General features: G+C 60.0%; 13 protein-coding genes and 4 pseudogenes. 8 read left to right on the forward strand and 9 right to left on the reverse strand.

Translation table 11 applies throughout. The annotated features are described in order from the left end of the window. Window positions 1–9: 9 nt before the first annotated feature. From kynA to AAAK34_RS07810, 6 genes and pseudogenes are all read right to left on the reverse strand, one after another. On the reverse strand, window positions 10–849 hold the full coding sequence (gene kynA, locus AAAK34_RS07785) for a tryptophan 2,3-dioxygenase (RefSeq protein ID WP_231697230.1): 840 nt from the start codon (window positions 847–849) through the stop codon (window positions 10–12). An 8-nt stretch (window positions 850–857) separates the two neighbouring features. After that, window positions 858–2,173 (reverse strand): annotated as a pseudogene (kynU, locus tag AAAK34_RS07790) (kynureninase). A gap of 4 nt (window positions 2,174–2,177) precedes the next feature. After that, window positions 2,178–2,811 (reverse strand): annotated as a pseudogene (kynB, locus tag AAAK34_RS07795) (arylformamidase). 105 nt (window positions 2,812–2,916) lie between these two features. Next, window positions 2,917–3,225 carry a YkgJ family cysteine cluster protein gene (locus AAAK34_RS07800; RefSeq protein WP_231697227.1) on the reverse strand — a complete coding sequence of 103 codons (309 nt, stop codon included), beginning with the start codon at window positions 3,223–3,225 and terminating at the stop codon, window positions 2,917–2,919. 33 nt (window positions 3,226–3,258) lie between these two features. Continuing rightward, a complete protein-coding gene (argF, locus tag AAAK34_RS07805) occupies window positions 3,259–4,212 on the reverse strand; it encodes an ornithine carbamoyltransferase (protein ID WP_231697226.1) in 954 nt (317 codons plus the stop codon). Between the two features lie 17 nt (window positions 4,213–4,229). After that, a complete protein-coding gene (locus AAAK34_RS07810; RefSeq protein ID WP_431777915.1) occupies window positions 4,230–5,426 on the reverse strand; it encodes an aspartate aminotransferase family protein in 1,197 nt (398 codons plus the stop codon). A 352-nt stretch (window positions 5,427–5,778) separates the two neighbouring features. On the opposite strand from AAAK34_RS07810, the gene AAAK34_RS07815 reads away from it, so the two are divergent. Then, on the forward strand, window positions 5,779–6,114 hold the full coding sequence (locus AAAK34_RS07815) for a DUF3579 domain-containing protein (RefSeq protein ID WP_231697225.1): 336 nt from the start codon (window positions 5,779–5,781) through the stop codon (window positions 6,112–6,114). A gap of 248 nt (window positions 6,115–6,362) precedes the next feature. Here AAAK34_RS07815 and rpsT read toward each other — a convergent pair whose 3' ends face one another. Then, window positions 6,363–6,665, reverse strand: a complete 303-nt coding sequence (gene rpsT / locus AAAK34_RS07820; RefSeq protein ID WP_231697224.1) for a 30S ribosomal protein S20 — start codon at window positions 6,663–6,665, stop codon at window positions 6,363–6,365. Window positions 6,666–6,902: 237 nt separating this feature from the next. Between rpsT and murJ the strand changes: the two genes are divergently transcribed. Together murJ and AAAK34_RS07830 are read left to right on the forward strand one after the other, a co-directional pair. After that, entirely contained in the window at window positions 6,903–8,456 is a 1,554-nt protein-coding gene (gene murJ / locus AAAK34_RS07825) for a murein biosynthesis integral membrane protein MurJ (RefSeq protein WP_231697223.1), read from the forward strand. Window positions 8,457–8,497: 41 nt separating this feature from the next. Next, the gene (locus AAAK34_RS07830; RefSeq protein ID WP_231697222.1) at window positions 8,498–9,349 is read left to right on the forward strand and encodes a tetratricopeptide repeat protein; all 852 of its coding nucleotides are present in this window, start codon (window positions 8,498–8,500) and stop codon (window positions 9,347–9,349) included. A gap of 31 nt (window positions 9,350–9,380) precedes the next feature. Here the strand turns inward: AAAK34_RS07830 and AAAK34_RS07835 are convergent, their stop codons facing one another. Together AAAK34_RS07835 and purM are read right to left on the reverse strand one after the other, a co-directional pair. Beyond that, window positions 9,381–10,400, reverse strand: coding sequence for an AI-2E family transporter (locus AAAK34_RS07835; protein ID WP_231697221.1), 1,020 nt, complete (start codon window positions 10,398–10,400; stop codon window positions 9,381–9,383). 19 nt (window positions 10,401–10,419) lie between these two features. Further along, entirely contained in the window at window positions 10,420–11,460 is a 1,041-nt protein-coding gene (gene purM, locus AAAK34_RS07840) for a phosphoribosylformylglycinamidine cyclo-ligase (protein WP_231697220.1), read from the reverse strand. A 96-nt stretch (window positions 11,461–11,556) separates the two neighbouring features. On the opposite strand from purM, the pseudogene hda reads away from it, so the two are divergent. From hda to AAAK34_RS07865, 5 genes and pseudogenes are all read left to right on the forward strand, one after another. Continuing rightward, a pseudogene (gene hda / locus AAAK34_RS07845) lies at window positions 11,557–12,239 on the forward strand (DnaA regulatory inactivator Hda). Window positions 12,240–12,353: 114 nt separating this feature from the next. Next, window positions 12,354–13,028, forward strand: coding sequence for an HAD family hydrolase (locus tag AAAK34_RS07850; RefSeq protein WP_231697218.1), 675 nt, complete (start codon window positions 12,354–12,356; stop codon window positions 13,026–13,028). After that, window positions 13,025–14,592: pseudogene (gene pcnB, locus AAAK34_RS07855) on the forward strand (polynucleotide adenylyltransferase PcnB). The gene AAAK34_RS07850 and the pseudogene pcnB overlap by 4 nt, the downstream one beginning before the upstream one ends. Before the next feature lie 14 nt (window positions 14,593–14,606). Further along, window positions 14,607–15,089, forward strand: coding sequence for a 2-amino-4-hydroxy-6-hydroxymethyldihydropteridine diphosphokinase (gene folK / locus AAAK34_RS07860; protein WP_231697245.1), 483 nt, complete (start codon window positions 14,607–14,609; stop codon window positions 15,087–15,089). A gap of 78 nt (window positions 15,090–15,167) precedes the next feature. After that, entirely contained in the window at window positions 15,168–15,530 is a 363-nt protein-coding gene (locus AAAK34_RS07865; RefSeq protein WP_231697216.1) for a DMT family protein, read from the forward strand. The last annotated feature ends 197 nt before the right edge of the window (window positions 15,531–15,727 follow it).

Here is a 15,727-nt window from a genome sequence, read left to right on the forward strand (position 1 = left end):
AGCTGCTGACTAAAGGTCAGTTCGCAATCTCCACAGTTCAGGGAACAAGACCACATCGAGCATTTTCCGCAGATAACTCACACCGCCGGTGCCGCCGGTGCCACGCTTGAAACCAATGATGCGTTCCACGGTGGTGACATGGCGGAAGCGCCAGAGGCGGAAGGCGTCTTCCAGGTCGACGAGCTTCTCCGCAAGCTGATACAGGTCCCAATGGTCCTCGGGCGCGCGGTATACGGTTAGCCAGGCGGCTTCCACCTCATTGCTGGCTTCGCGGGGCTGGGTCCAGTCGCGATCCAGGCAGTGGGCCGGCAAGGGCATACCCTGGCGGACCATCAGGCGCAGAGCTTCGTCGTAAAGTGAAGGTGCCTCGAAGAACGATTGCACCAGTGCCAGCCGTTCCGGATGGTGGGCATGCGGCGCCAGCATGGCAGCATTCTTGTTGCCCAAGGCAAACTCGATGCAGCGATACTGAAAACTCTGAAACCCGCTGGAAGGGCCGAGAAACGGACGAATAGCGCTGTACTCGGGCGGGGTCATGGTCGCCAGCACGTCCCAGGCGTGTACCAGTTGCTCCATGATGCGGCTGGCGCGGGCGAGCTTCTTGAATGCAGGTGGCAGGCGGTCTTCCCGCAGATCGCCCATGGCAGAGCTCAGCTCCTTGAGCAGCAATTTCATCCAAAGTTCGCTGGTTTGATGCTGAACGATGAACAGCATCTCGTCGTGCGCAGGGGAGAGCGGGTGCTGGGCACTCAGGATCTGATCAAGATGCAGGTAGTCGCCGTAGCTCATGCTTCGGCTGAAATCGAGCTGTGCTTTTTCCGCTTGGACAATGGATTCGGGCGTGGTCATATCGGGTCTCAGGTAACGGCTTGCTGGCGATTGAATTCGGGCAGCTTGTACTCCTCGTTCGCAAGAACTTCCTGCAGCGCTTGCGCGGCCTGCGCCACGTTCTCGTACGAAAGATAGAGCGGTGTGAATCCGAAACGCAGAATGTCGGGTTGCTGGCTGTCGCCGGCGCGGAAGTCTCCCACCACGCCTCGTGCAATCAAGGCTTGCACAATTGCATACGCGCTGCCGGGGGAAGTTGTGCTGTAGGTGTCAGGCAGACCTGAGAGCCTCGTCGCGCATGATCCAGTGGCGTCACCAGTTCGAATTTTCCGGGGCAAAGCGCTTCAACGAGTTGAATGAACAGATCGGTCAAGGCAAGTGACTTTGCCCGCAAGGCCGGCATGCCACCGAATTTTTCCGCCTCGGTGAACACGTCCAACGCTGTATCAAGTGCCGAGAGGCTGATGATGGGCTGGGTGCCGCACTGGTAGCGCGAGATGTCCATGGCTGGTTGGTACTCTGGCGTAAAGGCAAAGGGCTGTGCATGACCCCACCATCCTGCCAAAGGCTGCCAGCAGCGGGTCACGTTGCGTGGGTGCACCCACACAAAGGCGGGCGCTCCGGGGCCACCGTTCAGGTACTTGTAACCGCAGCCCACTGCAAAATCGGCATCAGCGCCCGTGAGGTCGACAGGCACCGCACCCACACTGTGGCACAGATCCCAGACCATCAGTGCGCCAGCAGCATGCGCTGCGGCAGTGACGGCGGTCATGTCGTGCATGGCCCCGGTGCGGTAGTTCACATGCGTGAGCATGAGCACAGCCACCTCAGGGCCCAGGCTGGCCTGCACTTCATGCGGCTCGATCAGGCGCAGTTCATACCCTCGCTCGCGGCAAAGTGCCTCGGCTATATACAGATCGGTCGGAAAATTGCTGCGCTCGCTGACAATAACTCGCCTTCGGGTGCCGCTCCTGTCCTGGCCCTGTGAAGTCTCTGAAGTGCTTTGTGCCGAGATGTTGAGCGCTGCCGAAAGAACCTTGTAAAGATTGATGGAAGCGGTGTCGGTGGCCACCACTTCGCCCTGGCCGGCGCCGATCAGCGGGGCAATGCGGTCTCCCACGCGGCGAGGGAGGTCAATCCAGCCGGCGCTGTTCCAGCTCTTGATAAGGTTGGCGCCCCACTGATCCGCCACTACCTGGGCCACTTTTTCTGGAACGGAGCGAGGCAGGGCACCCAGAGAATTACCGTCGAGATAAATGGTGCCCTCGGGTAGGGTGAACAGGTTCTTGAGTGGGGCCAACGGGTCGGCGGCGTCAAGGGCTCTGTAGTCTTGGAGCGAAGTCATGTGGTCAGGCGGATAAAGTTCGCAGCACCGCCCGCACGGGTGAGGGCATCGGCGGTCATGAGTTTCAAGGGAAGAGCGATAAGCTCGTAATCACCTTCGGGTACATCGTCGAGCACGAGGTTCTCCAGCACGCGCAACTGGCGGCGGCGTATGGTCTGGTGGCTGTCCAGGCTTTTGCTGCTGGCGGGGTCGATGCTGGCGGTGTCGATGCCAATAAGTTGGACGCCCGCATCGGCCAGCTTTTCTACCGTCTCCGGTGCGAAGGCCGTCAGATTCGGATCCCAATGATCAACGGGCGCGCGTTCGTAGGTTCTGACGAGAACCCTTGGCGGAAGCCTCTGTGCAGCGTGAGCCAGATGGCTCCACAGAATAAGAGGGTGAACACCGATGGCGTGAATCACACGGCACGGGCCGAGATAGGGCGACAAGTCCAACTGGCCCGCAGCAGAGCCTTGCGGGTCGTAGTGCAGGGGTGCGTCTGCGTGTGCCCCGATGTGTGGAGACATGGTGAGGCTGCTGACGTTGACAGGGCAGCCGGGGCCGATTTCGGCGCTCCAGCGCTGTGCATAGGCGGTGTCGCCGGGAAACACCGGTGAGGCCGCATGTACTGGGGGGGATATGTCCCAAAGGGTTGGCATGGCGTGAAGTTACCGGTTTTGCGCATGCTGTGGTGTCGGTTTTTTCCAACGATCAGCAAGGCTTGCGGAACAGGCCGTGTGCCTGAGGCGCTTTAGGGAGCCTCCTTAGCCGGTGATGGCTAACATGCCATGCCGCATGCGTGCCCGTTGGCAGGCGTCGCTGCCTTCTTCAAATTCGCGGCAGGGCGACGAGCGCCATTCGTAGATTCCGCAGCCCACTTGCTCGCCGACGCGGCCGGTTAGGGCAGCGCAGCGTGGAGGAGAATGATCAGTGCCGCGCATGCGGCACGTCGTGCCGTTGACCTCCACCGTGAGCGAATCGGGCACGCTACCGCCTTGTGACAGCAGCTCGTGGACCGAAAAATCGACCCGAAAGCTGGCGCAGCAGGCACCGCAGGTTTGGCAAGCGCTCATGGGTGTACTGCCGCGAGAGTCGAGGTTACTGGTTCATGCGGCAGTGTCGTTAGCGGAATCTTGCCGACCCAGCAGCAGGTATTCCAGCAGCGCCTTTTGTACGTGCATGCGGTTCTCTGCTTCGTCCCAGACGACCGATTGCGGCCCATCTATGACCTCTGCGGTGACCTCTTCGCCCCTGTGGGCGGGCAGGCAATGCATGAACAGCGCCTCGGGCTTGGCCGCGCGCATCATTTCGGCGTTCACGCACCAATCGGCAAATGCCTTCATGCGCTCTGCATTTTCAGCTTCGTAGCCCATCGACGTCCAGACGTCAGTGGTGACCAGATCAGCGCCCCGGCAGGCATCCACCGGATCGTTAAAACATTCATAGTGCGTGGTGGAGGGCTTGCGCGGACCGCCCACCAGTTTTTCGTCGATCTCGTAGCCGCGAGGCGTGCTTACGTGCACTTTGAAACCCAGGATCTCTGCAGCCTGCAGCCAGGTGTTGGCCATGTTGTTGCCATCGCCAACCCAGGCGACGGTCTTGCCCGCGATCGAGCCGCGATGCTCGATGAAGGTGAAGAGGTCGGCCATGATCTGGCAGGGGTGGTACTCGTTGGTCAAACCGTTGATGACTGGCACGCGCGAAAACTCGGCAAAGCGCTCGATACGCGCTTGCTCGAAGGTGCGGATCATGACCACGTCCACCATGCGGCTGATAACGCGCGCGGTGTCTTCGATTGGTTCAGAACGTCCCAGCTGGCTGTCGCCGCTGGTGAGGTTGACCACCGATCCACCCAGTTGATACATGCCCGCCTCGAAGCTGACGCGCGTGCGAGTGGATGCCTTCTCGAAAATAAGCGCCAGCGTACGATCCGCCAGGCTCTGGTGCTTTTCGTAGGCCTTGAACTTGCGCTTGATCAGAGCGGCACGCTGGAACAGATAGGCGTACTCGTCGGCGGTGAAATCGCTGAACTGAAGATAGTGCTTGATCGGGTTGTTCATCGCAACAGGCTCACTCGTCATTCTTTAAGGAAGGCTTGGATTAGCGGCACGAGGATGGCGACGATCTCGTCGGCCTCTGCCTCGGTCAGAATCAGTGGGGGCACCAGACGGATCACGCTGTCGGCGGTGACGCTCAGAAGCAAACCGGCCTCCGCCGCCCGCTCGGCCAGCACGCCGCAAGGCTTGGTCAATTCAATGCCAAGCATCAGCCCCTGGCCGCGAATTTCCTTCAGGCCAGGGTTGCCTGCCAGCCCCTTTTCAAGGGCTGCCCTCAAATGGGTGCCCACTTTGGCGGCATTTTCCAGCAGATTATCTTCTTCCATGATGCGAATGGTTTCTACCCCTGCGCGCATCGCCAGAGGGTTTCCGCCAAAGGTGGTGCCATGGTTGCCCGGCTGGAAGATGTTGGCAGCCTTGGGTCCAGCCACCACCGCGCCAATGGGAACGCCTGATCCCAGGCCTTTGGCCAGCGGCATCACGTCTGGGACAATGCCGGCCCACTGGTGGGCGAACCATTTGCCGGTGCGACCCATGCCGCATTGCACTTCGTCAATCATCATCAGCCAGTCGCGCTGGTCACAGAGCTGGCGAACTTGCTGGAGGTAGTCAATGCGCATGGGGTTGATGCCGCCTTCGCCCTGAATGGTTTCAAAGAAAACCGCCACCACGTTCGGGTTGCCTTCGGTGGCTTTCTTCAGTGCTTCAATGTCATTCAGGGGCACGCGAATGAAGCCCTCGACCAACGGCTCGAAGCCTTTTTGTACCTTCACGTTGCCCGTGGCACTTAGCGTGGCAATGCTGCGGCCATGGAAGGCTTTTTCATAGACGACGATCTGCGGGTTGGTGATGCCTTTGTCGTGCCCAAACTTGCGAGCCAGCTTCAGGGCGGCCTCGTTGGCTTCCAGGCCAGTGCAGCAGAAGAACGCATTGGTCATGCCCGAGAGCTCAGTCAGCTTCTTGCCCAGCACTTCGGCGTTGGGTACATGGTAGTAGTTGCTGCAGTGGATGAGCTTGGCAATCTGCTCCTGCAATGCAGGCACCAGCTTGGGGTGGTTGTGCCCCAGTGTGTTCACGGCTATGCCGCCGAGTCCGTCGAGGTATGACTTGCCGTTGACGTCCCACACGCGGCACCCTTGTCCATGATCCATGGCAATGGGTAGGCGGGCGTAAGTGTTCATGAGGTGCGGCGAGGCTGCTTCGATGTGATTGGTCACGGCAAGGCTCCTAGAAAAAGAAAATCGGGCCAACGAGGCCCGCTGAAGTCGCATTCTAGGGCTGTCCGAGCTCTTCGCGCGGTTAAGGATGCCCTGCATAACTCCCTGCGGTCTGTGGCAGCACGGCCTCGGGCGATCCGCTGCGTTGCTTTTCTTGCCAATAGCTGGGCTATTGGCTGCAAAAAGACGCCTTGCGCCTCATCCCGATCCGCACTACCTCCGACTCGCGAGGGTTATGCAGGGCATCCTTAACACGGAACCTTTTGAATTGTCGCAAGTCTTATATAAGATATAATTCTTCCCCGTGCAGCAGCCACAAGCTTGTTGTGCCGCATTTCTGCCAGAAACCACAATGGCCAGCATTCCCTCCAGTAGAGAATTTTTTATCCAGGGCGTGACCCGCTCTGGCCGCACGTTCCGCCCAAGCGATTGGGCGGAACGCCTTGCGGGCGTCATGAGCCCTTTTCGGCCCGGAGGGGCGCGTCCAGGTAGCCATTTAAGTTATTCGCCCTGGTGTGTGCCCACGGCAGTTAATGGCGTGAAATGCGTCGTGGTGAACACCGCTTTGCGCGAGCACGAACCCATGGCCTGGGATTTCGTCATGAACTTCGCGCGAGACAATGAACTCCAGGTGTTCGAGGCCTGCCTCTTGCCTGAAGAGTCCGACAGGCCAACAACTCAGCCATAAATTCATACCCAATCGGCCGTTAAGGATGCCCTGCAAAACCCTCGCGAGTGGGTGGCAGTGACGATCGCCCGAGGCCGTGCTGCCACAGACCCCAGGGAGTTGTGCTGGGCATCCTTAAGTATCGGCCACAAACAAAAAGAGCCGCGAAAGCGGCTCTTTTGTTCTGTGCTGACAGCGCACCCGTTACAAACGGCGGCGAACTTGACTGACGAATCAGCAAGCCCGGCCGGGCTGTTTGCCTGATTGGATCAGGCTGCTGCTTGGGCCAGGGTTTTAACCTTGGCCGACAGGCGGCTCTTGTCGCGAGCTGCCTTGTTCTTGTGGAAGATGCCTTTGTCTGCGACGCTGTCGACAACAGATTGCATCAGGGCAAAGGCGCTCTTGGCCTTGTCTGTATCGCCGGCGAGAACTGCTTTTTCAACGTTCTTGACAGCGGTGCGGTATTTGGAACGCAGCGAGGTGTTCGCGGCGTTGAGTTTGATGTCCTGGCGGACGCGTTTGCGGCCCGATGCCAGGCGGGGGTTCTTTTTCTTCGGCTTGCTAGCGGCCATGGAAGTATTCCTTTAAATGTCTGTGGATGTTGTCAGCAGAACCCGGCATTCTAGCAGCTTCAAGAAACTCCTGCCGTTCAAACTCCTGCCATTCATTCCTGCCACTGGGCTCGCCGCAGGCCGCCTCATCTACATTCATGGGTTTTGCCGGCACGACTACACTTCTGCCTGAAAACGGCAGGTAGACCGACTAAAAATCGCCTAATCGGATGCCGGACAGCCGGTAAAGCATTTTCCATGAGCCTTTTCAAATCTGCCTCCACAGTCTCCTTGTTAACCCTGGCTTCGCGCGTGACGGGGCTGTTGCGGGATGTGCTCATGGCGTCCGTGTTTGGCGTCAGCGCCATGACGGATGCGTTCTGGGTCGCTTTCAGGCTCCCCAATCTGTTTCGACGCGTGCTTGGCGAGGGCGCTTTCAGTCAGGCTTTCGTGCCTGTGCTGGCGGCTACGCGCGCCACGGAAGGGGAGGCAGGTGCCAAGCTGCTGATCGATCGCGTGGCTTCACTGCTGGCGTTGGTGCTGGTGCTGCTTAGCATTGCCGGTGTGCTGGCTGCTCCGGTGCTGGTTTGGGCCATGGCCAGCGGGCTGCCGGCAGGGGGTACTGAGGCAGCGGTCCACATGACGCGCTGGATGTTCCCCTACATCGCCTTCATGTCCCTCGTGGCCCTGGCTGGCGGTGTGCTCAATACCTGGGAGCGTTTCGCGGTGCCGGCGGCCTCTCCCGTGCTGCTGAATTTGGCTTGGATCGCAGCGCTGCTGTTGCTGGTGCCAGTGTTCAAGCGCTGGGGAATCGAGCCGATCTACGCGCTGAGTGCGGGTGTGCTCCTGGGCGGGGTACTGCAACTGGCACAGCAGCTTCCTGCACTGCGCCGCCTGGGCTTGCTGCCGCGCATTCGCTGGAGCGGCAGCACTTTACGGTCTGCCTGGGGAGATCCTCACACTCGCAAGATTGTGGGGCTCATGCTTCCTGCCCTGCTGGGGGTGAGCGTGGCCCAGATCTCTCTGCTGATCAATACGCAGATTGCCTCGCACCTGGCACCTGGCAGCGTGAGCTGGATCACCAGCGCAGACCGGCTCATGGAGTTTCCTACCGCGCTGCTGGGGGTGGCGCTCGGGGTGGTGCTCATGCCGCAGCTCGCCGCTGCCCGTGCCCGCGAGGACGCCGAGCGCTACTCCGCGCTGCTGGATTGGGGCTTGCGACTGGTTGTCCTTTTTACGTTGCCTTGTGCCGCAGCGCTGCTCGTCTTCGCCAAGCCACTGGTGGCGGTGCTCTTTCATTACGGTGCGTTTGGCACACGGGATGTGCATATGGTCACGCTGGCCCTCACCTCCTATGGCGTCGGCCTCGTCGGCATTGTGGCTGTCAAGGTGCTTGCGCCAGGCTTTTATGCCCGGCACGACATGCGCACGCCTGCCCTGATTGCGGTGGTGGTGCTGGTCGTCACGCAGATTTTGAACCTTATTCTGGTGCCTTGGCTCCAACACGCAGCGCTGACGCTCACCATCAGTCTGGGGGCGCTTTTGAATGCCCTGTGGCTATTGATTGGGCTGATCCGACGGGGCAGCTATAAGCCGGTGTCAGGTTGGCTGGTATTCGCAGCGAAGGTGCTGGGGGCTACGTTGCTCATGGCTGGCTTCCTGTGGTGGGGCTCAATCTATATTGACTGGGTGACCGTGAGGGGCTTGGCGCGCGTTGGCGTGCTCTCGGCGTTTGTTGCGGGCGCAGTCTTGATCTACTTCGGCACGCTTCAACTCTCAGGGGTAAGACTCAAGGGTTTGCTGCGAAAGTAAAACAGATTTGACGTATTGCGGCGTCGGTTATACAAATCTCCATGGCCCTGAATTTTTCCATCCCTACCACGCTGGCCTATTTTTCTGCCTTGGTGCAGAGTGACGAGCATTTTCCTCTTCTGGAGGCTGCAGCTTGTCTGGCGCACGACGAGTATCCGGAGCTGGATATGGAGCAGGTGCTGGCCGACGTGGACCGCATGGCTGCCCGGCTCGAACGCCGGGTTGCACCTGGAACCTCGGCGCTGGAGCGGGTGCGTGCGCTGAATCAGTTCTTTTTCGGAGACCTGGGTTTTGGCGGAAACGTCAACGATTACTACAACCCTGACAACAGCCATTTGAACGTGGTGCTACACACGCGCCGCGGAATTCCGATTTCACTGGCTGTCATTTGGCTGGAGCTCGCCCAGGGGCTGGGGCTGGAAGCCGAAGGCGTGGGCTTTCCGGGGCATTTCCTGGTTCAGATTACCCTGCCGGGCGGAAAGGTCGTGATTGACCCGTTCTCAGGGCAATCTCTAAGTCGCTCTGATTTGCGTGAACGCATTGCCGAAATTCACCCGAACTTGCCACTTCGGGAGGGCAGCGACTTGCCCCTTGCACTCTACCTTCAATCTTGCCGGCCACGGCAGATCATTGCCCGTATGTTGCGCAATCTCCAGGAGATTCACCGCTCGCAGCAAGATTGGCCACGGCTGCTGGCAGTACAGGAGCGCTTGGTCATTCTCTTGCCGCAAGCGTGGGAGGAAGTCCGCGACCGGGGGCTCACCTTGGCAGAGTTGGGTGAGCGGCAAAGAGCACGCCAGGATCTGTCTCTGTACCTGCGCGAGGCACCTCATGCCGGGGACCGCCAAGCCATGGCAGAGCGCTTGGCCGACCTGGGTGGCGGGTTGCCTTGAATCAGGCCTCCCAGGCCCTGAGGCCCTCTGGCTAAACCCAGCCCGTCGCTTCCAGCTCTTTCTTGAAGTACGCGTAGAAAAGAGGCGCTGCCACCAGTCCGGCCGGGCCAAAAATCGCTTCCATCACGAACATTACGGCCAGCAGCTCCCACACACTCATGTGCGTTCGGTGGCCAATGACTTTCGCGTTGATGAAGTATTCAGCCTTGTGGATCACAATCAGGAAGGCCAGGCACGCGAGCGCCACCCAGGGCGAAACGGACAGCCCGACCAGGGTTAGCACGGCGTTGCAGATCAGGTTGCCTACGATGGGAATCAGTCCTGCTGCGAATGTGAGCAAAATCAGTGCCATAGAGTAGGGCAGGCGGGTGTCCCACAGGGGCAGCACGATCAGCAGGAAAACGGCTGTCAGGGTAGTGTTGAACAGCGCGATCCAGAACTGCGCCACCACAATCTGCCGAAACGTCTCGCCGAACCGCGACAAGCGCAAATGCATTTGCGCCGAAAGTGGCTTGAGAAGAATCAGTGAAGGACGTGCAGCGGCCAGCGCGCCGATGAGCAGGCCCACAAAAGCGAACAGCAGCCCAGAGAGCCAGGCTCTGCCAGTCGTGGCCAGAGTGCCGGCTTTGCTGGCCAGGTAGGAGGCAATCGCTCGCTGGACGTCGACAGCGCCCGTGGGCAGTTGTGTGGCGATGTCCTGCGGAAGCCGGTCGCGAAGTTCAAGCACTGTGCTGGCCATGAATCCGAGGAGTTCCCGGTAGGTGGACGGCGCGTCCAAGATGATGCCGCGTGCGCGTGGTAGCAGCGCCGCAATCACGATCAGCGGGATGAGCACCACTACCGTGGCAGCAAGCCTTGGGGCCTGATGATTGGGTGATCGCAGCACCGCGCCAAATCGGGGGCTGAACCATCGGGTGCCCAGGAAACCCAGGCACGCGCACAACAGGCCAGGCAGCAGGCCTTGCCACATGATGAGGAGCAGTGCTGCTGCTATGGCCACGTGGCTGGCCACAGTGGCGATCTGCTCGCGTAGTTGGGATTGCGGAGTCAAGGCTGAAGGTGCGGGCTTATCAGGCTACTACGACTGCGGCACCCTCACCACGTGGGGCAATGCGTCCGATTTCAAAGACCTGCTCGCCAGCGGCACGCAACGTGGCGGCACAGGCGGCGGCTTCCTCGGGGGCGATGACAACAATCATGCCGATCCCGTTATTGAAGGTCCGGTTCATCTCCTGGTCGTCAATGCCGGCAGTTTCCTGAAGCCAAGCGAACAATTCGCTGCGTGGCCAGCTGCCGTTCTTCAGGTGAGCGGCCAGCCCATCGGGCAACACGCGAGGAATATTTTCCAGCAGGCCGCCACCAGTGATGTGGGCTAGTGCCTTGATGGGATGCTTCTCGAGTGCAGCAAGGGCATTTTTCACGTAGATGCGCGTGGGCGCCATCACGGCTTGGCGGAAGGGCTGGCCGTCCAGGGTGGTGGGCAGCTTGTCGCCCGCACGTTCAAGGCACTTGCGCACCAGGCTGAAGCCGTTGCTGTGCACGCCGCTGGAAGCCAGGCCCAGTACGATGTCGCCTTCGGCCACGTTTTGGCCGGTGAGAATTTTGGACTTTTCGACGGCGCCGACACAAAAACCTGCCAGGTCATACTCCCCAGGAGGGTACATGCCGGGCATTTCGGCCGTTTCGCCGCCAATCAGTGCGCAGCCTGCCAGCTCGCATCCTTTGGCGATGCCGCCCACCACGGCAGCGGCGGTATCCACTTCCAGCTTGCCGCATGCGAAATAATCCAGGAAAAATAATGGCTCTGCTCCTTGCACAAGAACATCGTTGACGCTCATGGCCACCAGGTCGATGCCCACGGTGTCGTGCATGGCCCACTCGAAAGCCAGGCGCAACTTGGTGCCAACTCCATCGGTTCCGCTCACCAGCACGGGTTCGCGGTAACGTTTCGGCACTTCGAACAGCGCGCCAAAACCTCCCAGGCCCGAGAGAACGCCCTCACGAAGGGTGCGCTTGGCCAGGGGTTTGATGCGCTCGACCAGCGCATCCCCGGCGTCGATGTCAACGCCGGCGTCTTTGTATGACAGAGGTGTGGAAGGTGAGTGAGTCATGGGGCAGGGTGCGGCAACTCGGGCTGCCGCATAAAATTTGCAGAATCCGGAATGATGACATACCTAGAGGAATATCCGCCATAAGGGCGGCGCTTCATGAAGCAGATTGCACTTGATATTGCCTTGTCGTACGAAGCCACGCTGAACGGTTTCATGGCTGGCCGCAATGAAGCGGCCTTGCAGCACTTGCGAACTTGGAGTGGCGCGGCCACGCGCTCACCCGTGCCCACTTATCTTTGGGGGCCGTCGGGCGCGGGCAAGACCCACCTTTTACGCGCCGTTGGCCATGCGCTGCGTTCACAAGGTGCAGAAGTGGGCTGGCTCGATGCAGACCAGCCCCCGCAACCCTTCGATGAGAGGTGGGATGCAGTTTTGATGGACGATGTCCACCTGTACGATGCGGAGCACCAGCACACGGCTTTCAACTGGTTTGTCAATGCCGTCAGCCCCGCGTCGGGGAATGCGCGTGGCGTGCTGGCGGCTGGCCTGCTACCCCTTCCGACCTGATTTTGCGCGAAGATCTGCGTACGCGCCTGGGCTGGGGCCACGTGTTTGAGCTGCATGTGTTGCAGGAGCAGGAGTGCCGAGCTGTACTGCGTCAGGCAGCTGATGCGCGGGGTGTGTTCCTCTCGGATGAGGTCATGACATTCGTGCTGGCGCGCTTTTCGCGCGATCTGGGTAGCCTGATGCAGTTGCTGGAGCATCTGGATCGCTACGCGCTGGAGACAAAGCGGGCCATCACGATTCCGCTTGTCAAGTCGATGCTGGAAAATGAATAAGATTTTTCCCGCATCGCGCTTTGTGCGCTTGCTGCCATTGCCCCTCTTGCCCCTCTTCCCCCTGTTGCACTTAACCAACCCGCCCAGCGGGCAGTCCACGGCTTTATCCTATTCATGAAACTTGCACTTTTCGATCTCGACCACACTTTGCTTCCGCTTGATTCAGACTATGCTTGGGGTGAATTCACCACACGCATTGGCTGGACCGACGCCGCTGAATTCAAGCGCCGCAACGACGAGTTCTTCGCGCAGTACCAGGCCGGCACCCTGGATGTTCGCGACTACGTGCGTTTTGCGACCGATGCCGTGCGACGCCGCGGCCCGGGAGAGTCGGCCCAAGCGCATGCACAATTCATGCGTGAAGTCATTGCGCCGGCGCTCACCCCGCAAGCTCACGCACTCGTGCGTGAACGTCAGCAGGACAGCGACGCCGTGGTGATCGTCACGGCCACGAATGAATTCATCACGCGGCCCATCGCGCATGCCTTTGGCGTGGATGAGTTGATTGCCATTAACCTGGCGCGCGGAGAGGGCGGCTGGATCACCGGCGAGATCGCCGGCACGCCGTCGTTTCGCGAGGGCAAGGTGACGCGAGTGGAACAATGGCTGGCTGAGCGTGGCCTCGGATGGGATGATGTGGAAATCACCTTCTACTCTGACTCCACCAATGACCTGCCACTGCTTGAGCGGTCGCAGCACCCGGTGGCTACCAACCCAGCCCCAGCGCTTGAAGAAATCGCTCTGGCGCGGGGTTGGCGCATACTGAAACTATTCTCCGAACAAAAATGATCAAAAAATTTCTGGATAAGCTCATTGGCAAGGCCACGGGCAAGCCCGCTGGAGCTAGTCGGAAACGGCTGGGTAAACGGGTGGAGATCGGGCCGCAGGGGCACGCCATCAACCCTGCGCTGGTGGATGAACGGGCCACCAACGTGGTGCGCACGCTCAAGGAGGCCGGGTATGAGGCCTACATCGTGGGCGGAGCCGTGCGCGATCTGCTGCTAGGCCTCAAGCCCAAGGATTTCGACGTGGCTACCAACGCCACGCCGGAGCAGGTCAAGGGGCTGTTCCGGCGCGCCTTCATCATCGGCAGGCGTTTTCGGATTGTGCACGTGGTTTTTGGTCGCGGGCGAGACCATGAGGTCATAGAGGTCTCCACTTTCCGCGCCAACGTAGACAGCGCCGCTGCGGAAGCCGTCAGCGGCAATGAGCGCACGGCCAAGGGACAACTGGCGGGCATGACGCACGCTGTGGATGCCAGCGGCAGGGTGTTGCGAGACAACGTCTGGGGCCCGCAGGACGAAGATGCCGTGAGGCGAGACTTCACCGTGAACGCCATGTACTACGACCCCGAGACACGCATCGTGGTCGATTATCACAATGGTATTCAGGATTCCCAGAAGAAGCTGCTTCGCATGATTGGGGATGCGGCCACGCGCTACCGCGAAGATCCTGTGCGGATCATTCGAGCGGTGCGCTTTGGCGCCAAGCTCGCCGGCCTGGGTTTCAAGCTGGAGCCAAAAACCGCCAAGCCCTTGGTGGAGGCCAAGTCGCTGCTGGCCGATGTGCCCCAAAGCCGCCTTTTCGATGAAATGATCAAGCTGCTGCAAACCGGCCACGCGTTGGCCAGCGTTGAGCAGCTGCGCAAGTTGGGTCTTGCGAAGGGCATCTACCCTTTGCTGGATGTGGTGGTCGAGCGAGCAGACCAGCCCTTCGTGAAAGCCGCGCTTCAAGACACTGATCGGCGGGTAGGAGAGGGCAAGCCGGTGGCTCCTTCGTTCCTGCTGGCCTGTGTGCTCTGGCAAGATGTGCTGGCTGGCTGGAATACCCGGCTGGCCAGAAAGGAATACCCGTTTCCTGCGCTGCAAGATGCCATAGACGAGGTCTTTGAAGCACGTGTGGGCGATGTCTCTGGCCGGGGCAAGCTCGGGGCCGACATGCGGGAAATCTGGATGATGCAGCCGCGCTTTGAAAAGCGCAGCGGCCAATCGGCATTCAGCTTGGCTGAGCAGCCACGATTCCGCGCCGGGTTCGATTTTTGCGCTTGCGCGCCGATGTGGGCGAGATTTCCGAGGATTTGGCCGATTGGTGGCAACAGTTCAGCCTGGCCAGCGATAGTGTTCGCGAGAGCATGCTTGAAGAGCTACGCATCGAGCAGCAACGCGCCAAACGCCAGCAGCCGCGCACCCACCGGCTGCCCAAGGGCGCTGTTGAAGGCACGGGCAGTGGAGCGCCCACTTCAGCGCAGCCAACGGATGCCACCGATGACAGCGGTGGCGGAGCAGCCAAGAAGCGCCGCCGCCGCCGTCGCAAGCCCTCTGGAGCGGGTGAGGGCGGTGCTGATCCAGCTTGAGCGGCATGCAAGAAATGTCGTATTCGCGGGCGCGGGCTCCAGTTACCGCGTACGTAGCGATCGGTGCCAATTTGGGAAATGCGCAAGGCACGGTCACGCAGGCCATGCTTGATCTGGAAGCTTTGCCGGGAACTCAGGTCATGGCGAGGTCCAGTCTTTACCGCACGGCCCCCATCGGCGCCGGCGGCCCAGACTACATCAACGCGGTGGCTGCCATTGCCACCGCTTTGACAGCGCCTGAACTCCTGCGCCTGCTGCAGCATCTGGAGCAAGTGGCTGGTCGAGAGCGGCCCTATCGCAACGCTCCGCGCACACTGGATCTGGATATCTTGCTGTACGGCAGCGCTTGCATAGACAGCCCTTCGCTCACGGTTCCGCATCCGCGCATGGCTGAGCGGGCGTTCGTACTGATGCCGTTGGCTGAAATCGGGCCAGACCTGGTCACGCCGCGAGCATCGAGCATGGTGGCTGAGCAGCGCATTGAGCGGATCTGCTAACCCATAGGACTAAGAGCGTGCTCAAGGCCTGAAAAATGGCTTCCAGGGCATCCGAAGCTTTCCTTTTTTACCCTCGTCATGCAAGCTCTCCAGACACTTCCAGTTCCGCTGCAAACCGTGTTGCTGTTGGTTGCCAGCAACGTTTTCATGACCTTCGCCTGGTACGGCCACCTGAAGAATCTTTCTGCTTCGCCATGGTGGATTGCGGCCCTGATCAGTTGGTGCATTGCACTGTTTGAGTACTTGCTTCAGGTGCCGGCCAACCGGATCGGGTACACGCAGTTCAACGTGGGTCAGCTCAAGATCATGCAGGAGGTGATCACGCTGGTCGTGTTCGTTCCGTTTGCGGTGATCTACCTTAAGGAGCCCCTCAAGCTCGATTTTCTTTGGGCGGGACTGTGCATGGTGGGGGCGGTGTATTTCGTTTTTCGCAGCAACTGAGACTCTGGAGACAGTCTGGGACGTTATAGCCTGAAGCCCGGCGCATCAGGTGGACGTCATCGGAGCACGAAAACTCAGCGTTCATGCGGCGATCCTGAAGATCACAATCGGTCAACTGCAAGATCTAGGTTTAAACTCCAGCGTCACCAAAAATTAAAATAAGTGACACAAGCAAGTAAGAAACCCGGAGTCCCTCA

Origin of the sequence: Ottowia caeni, assembly GCF_050821495.1 — a bacterium.
GTDB classification, from domain to species: domain Bacteria; phylum Pseudomonadota; class Gammaproteobacteria; order Burkholderiales; family Burkholderiaceae_C; genus Ottowia; species Ottowia caeni.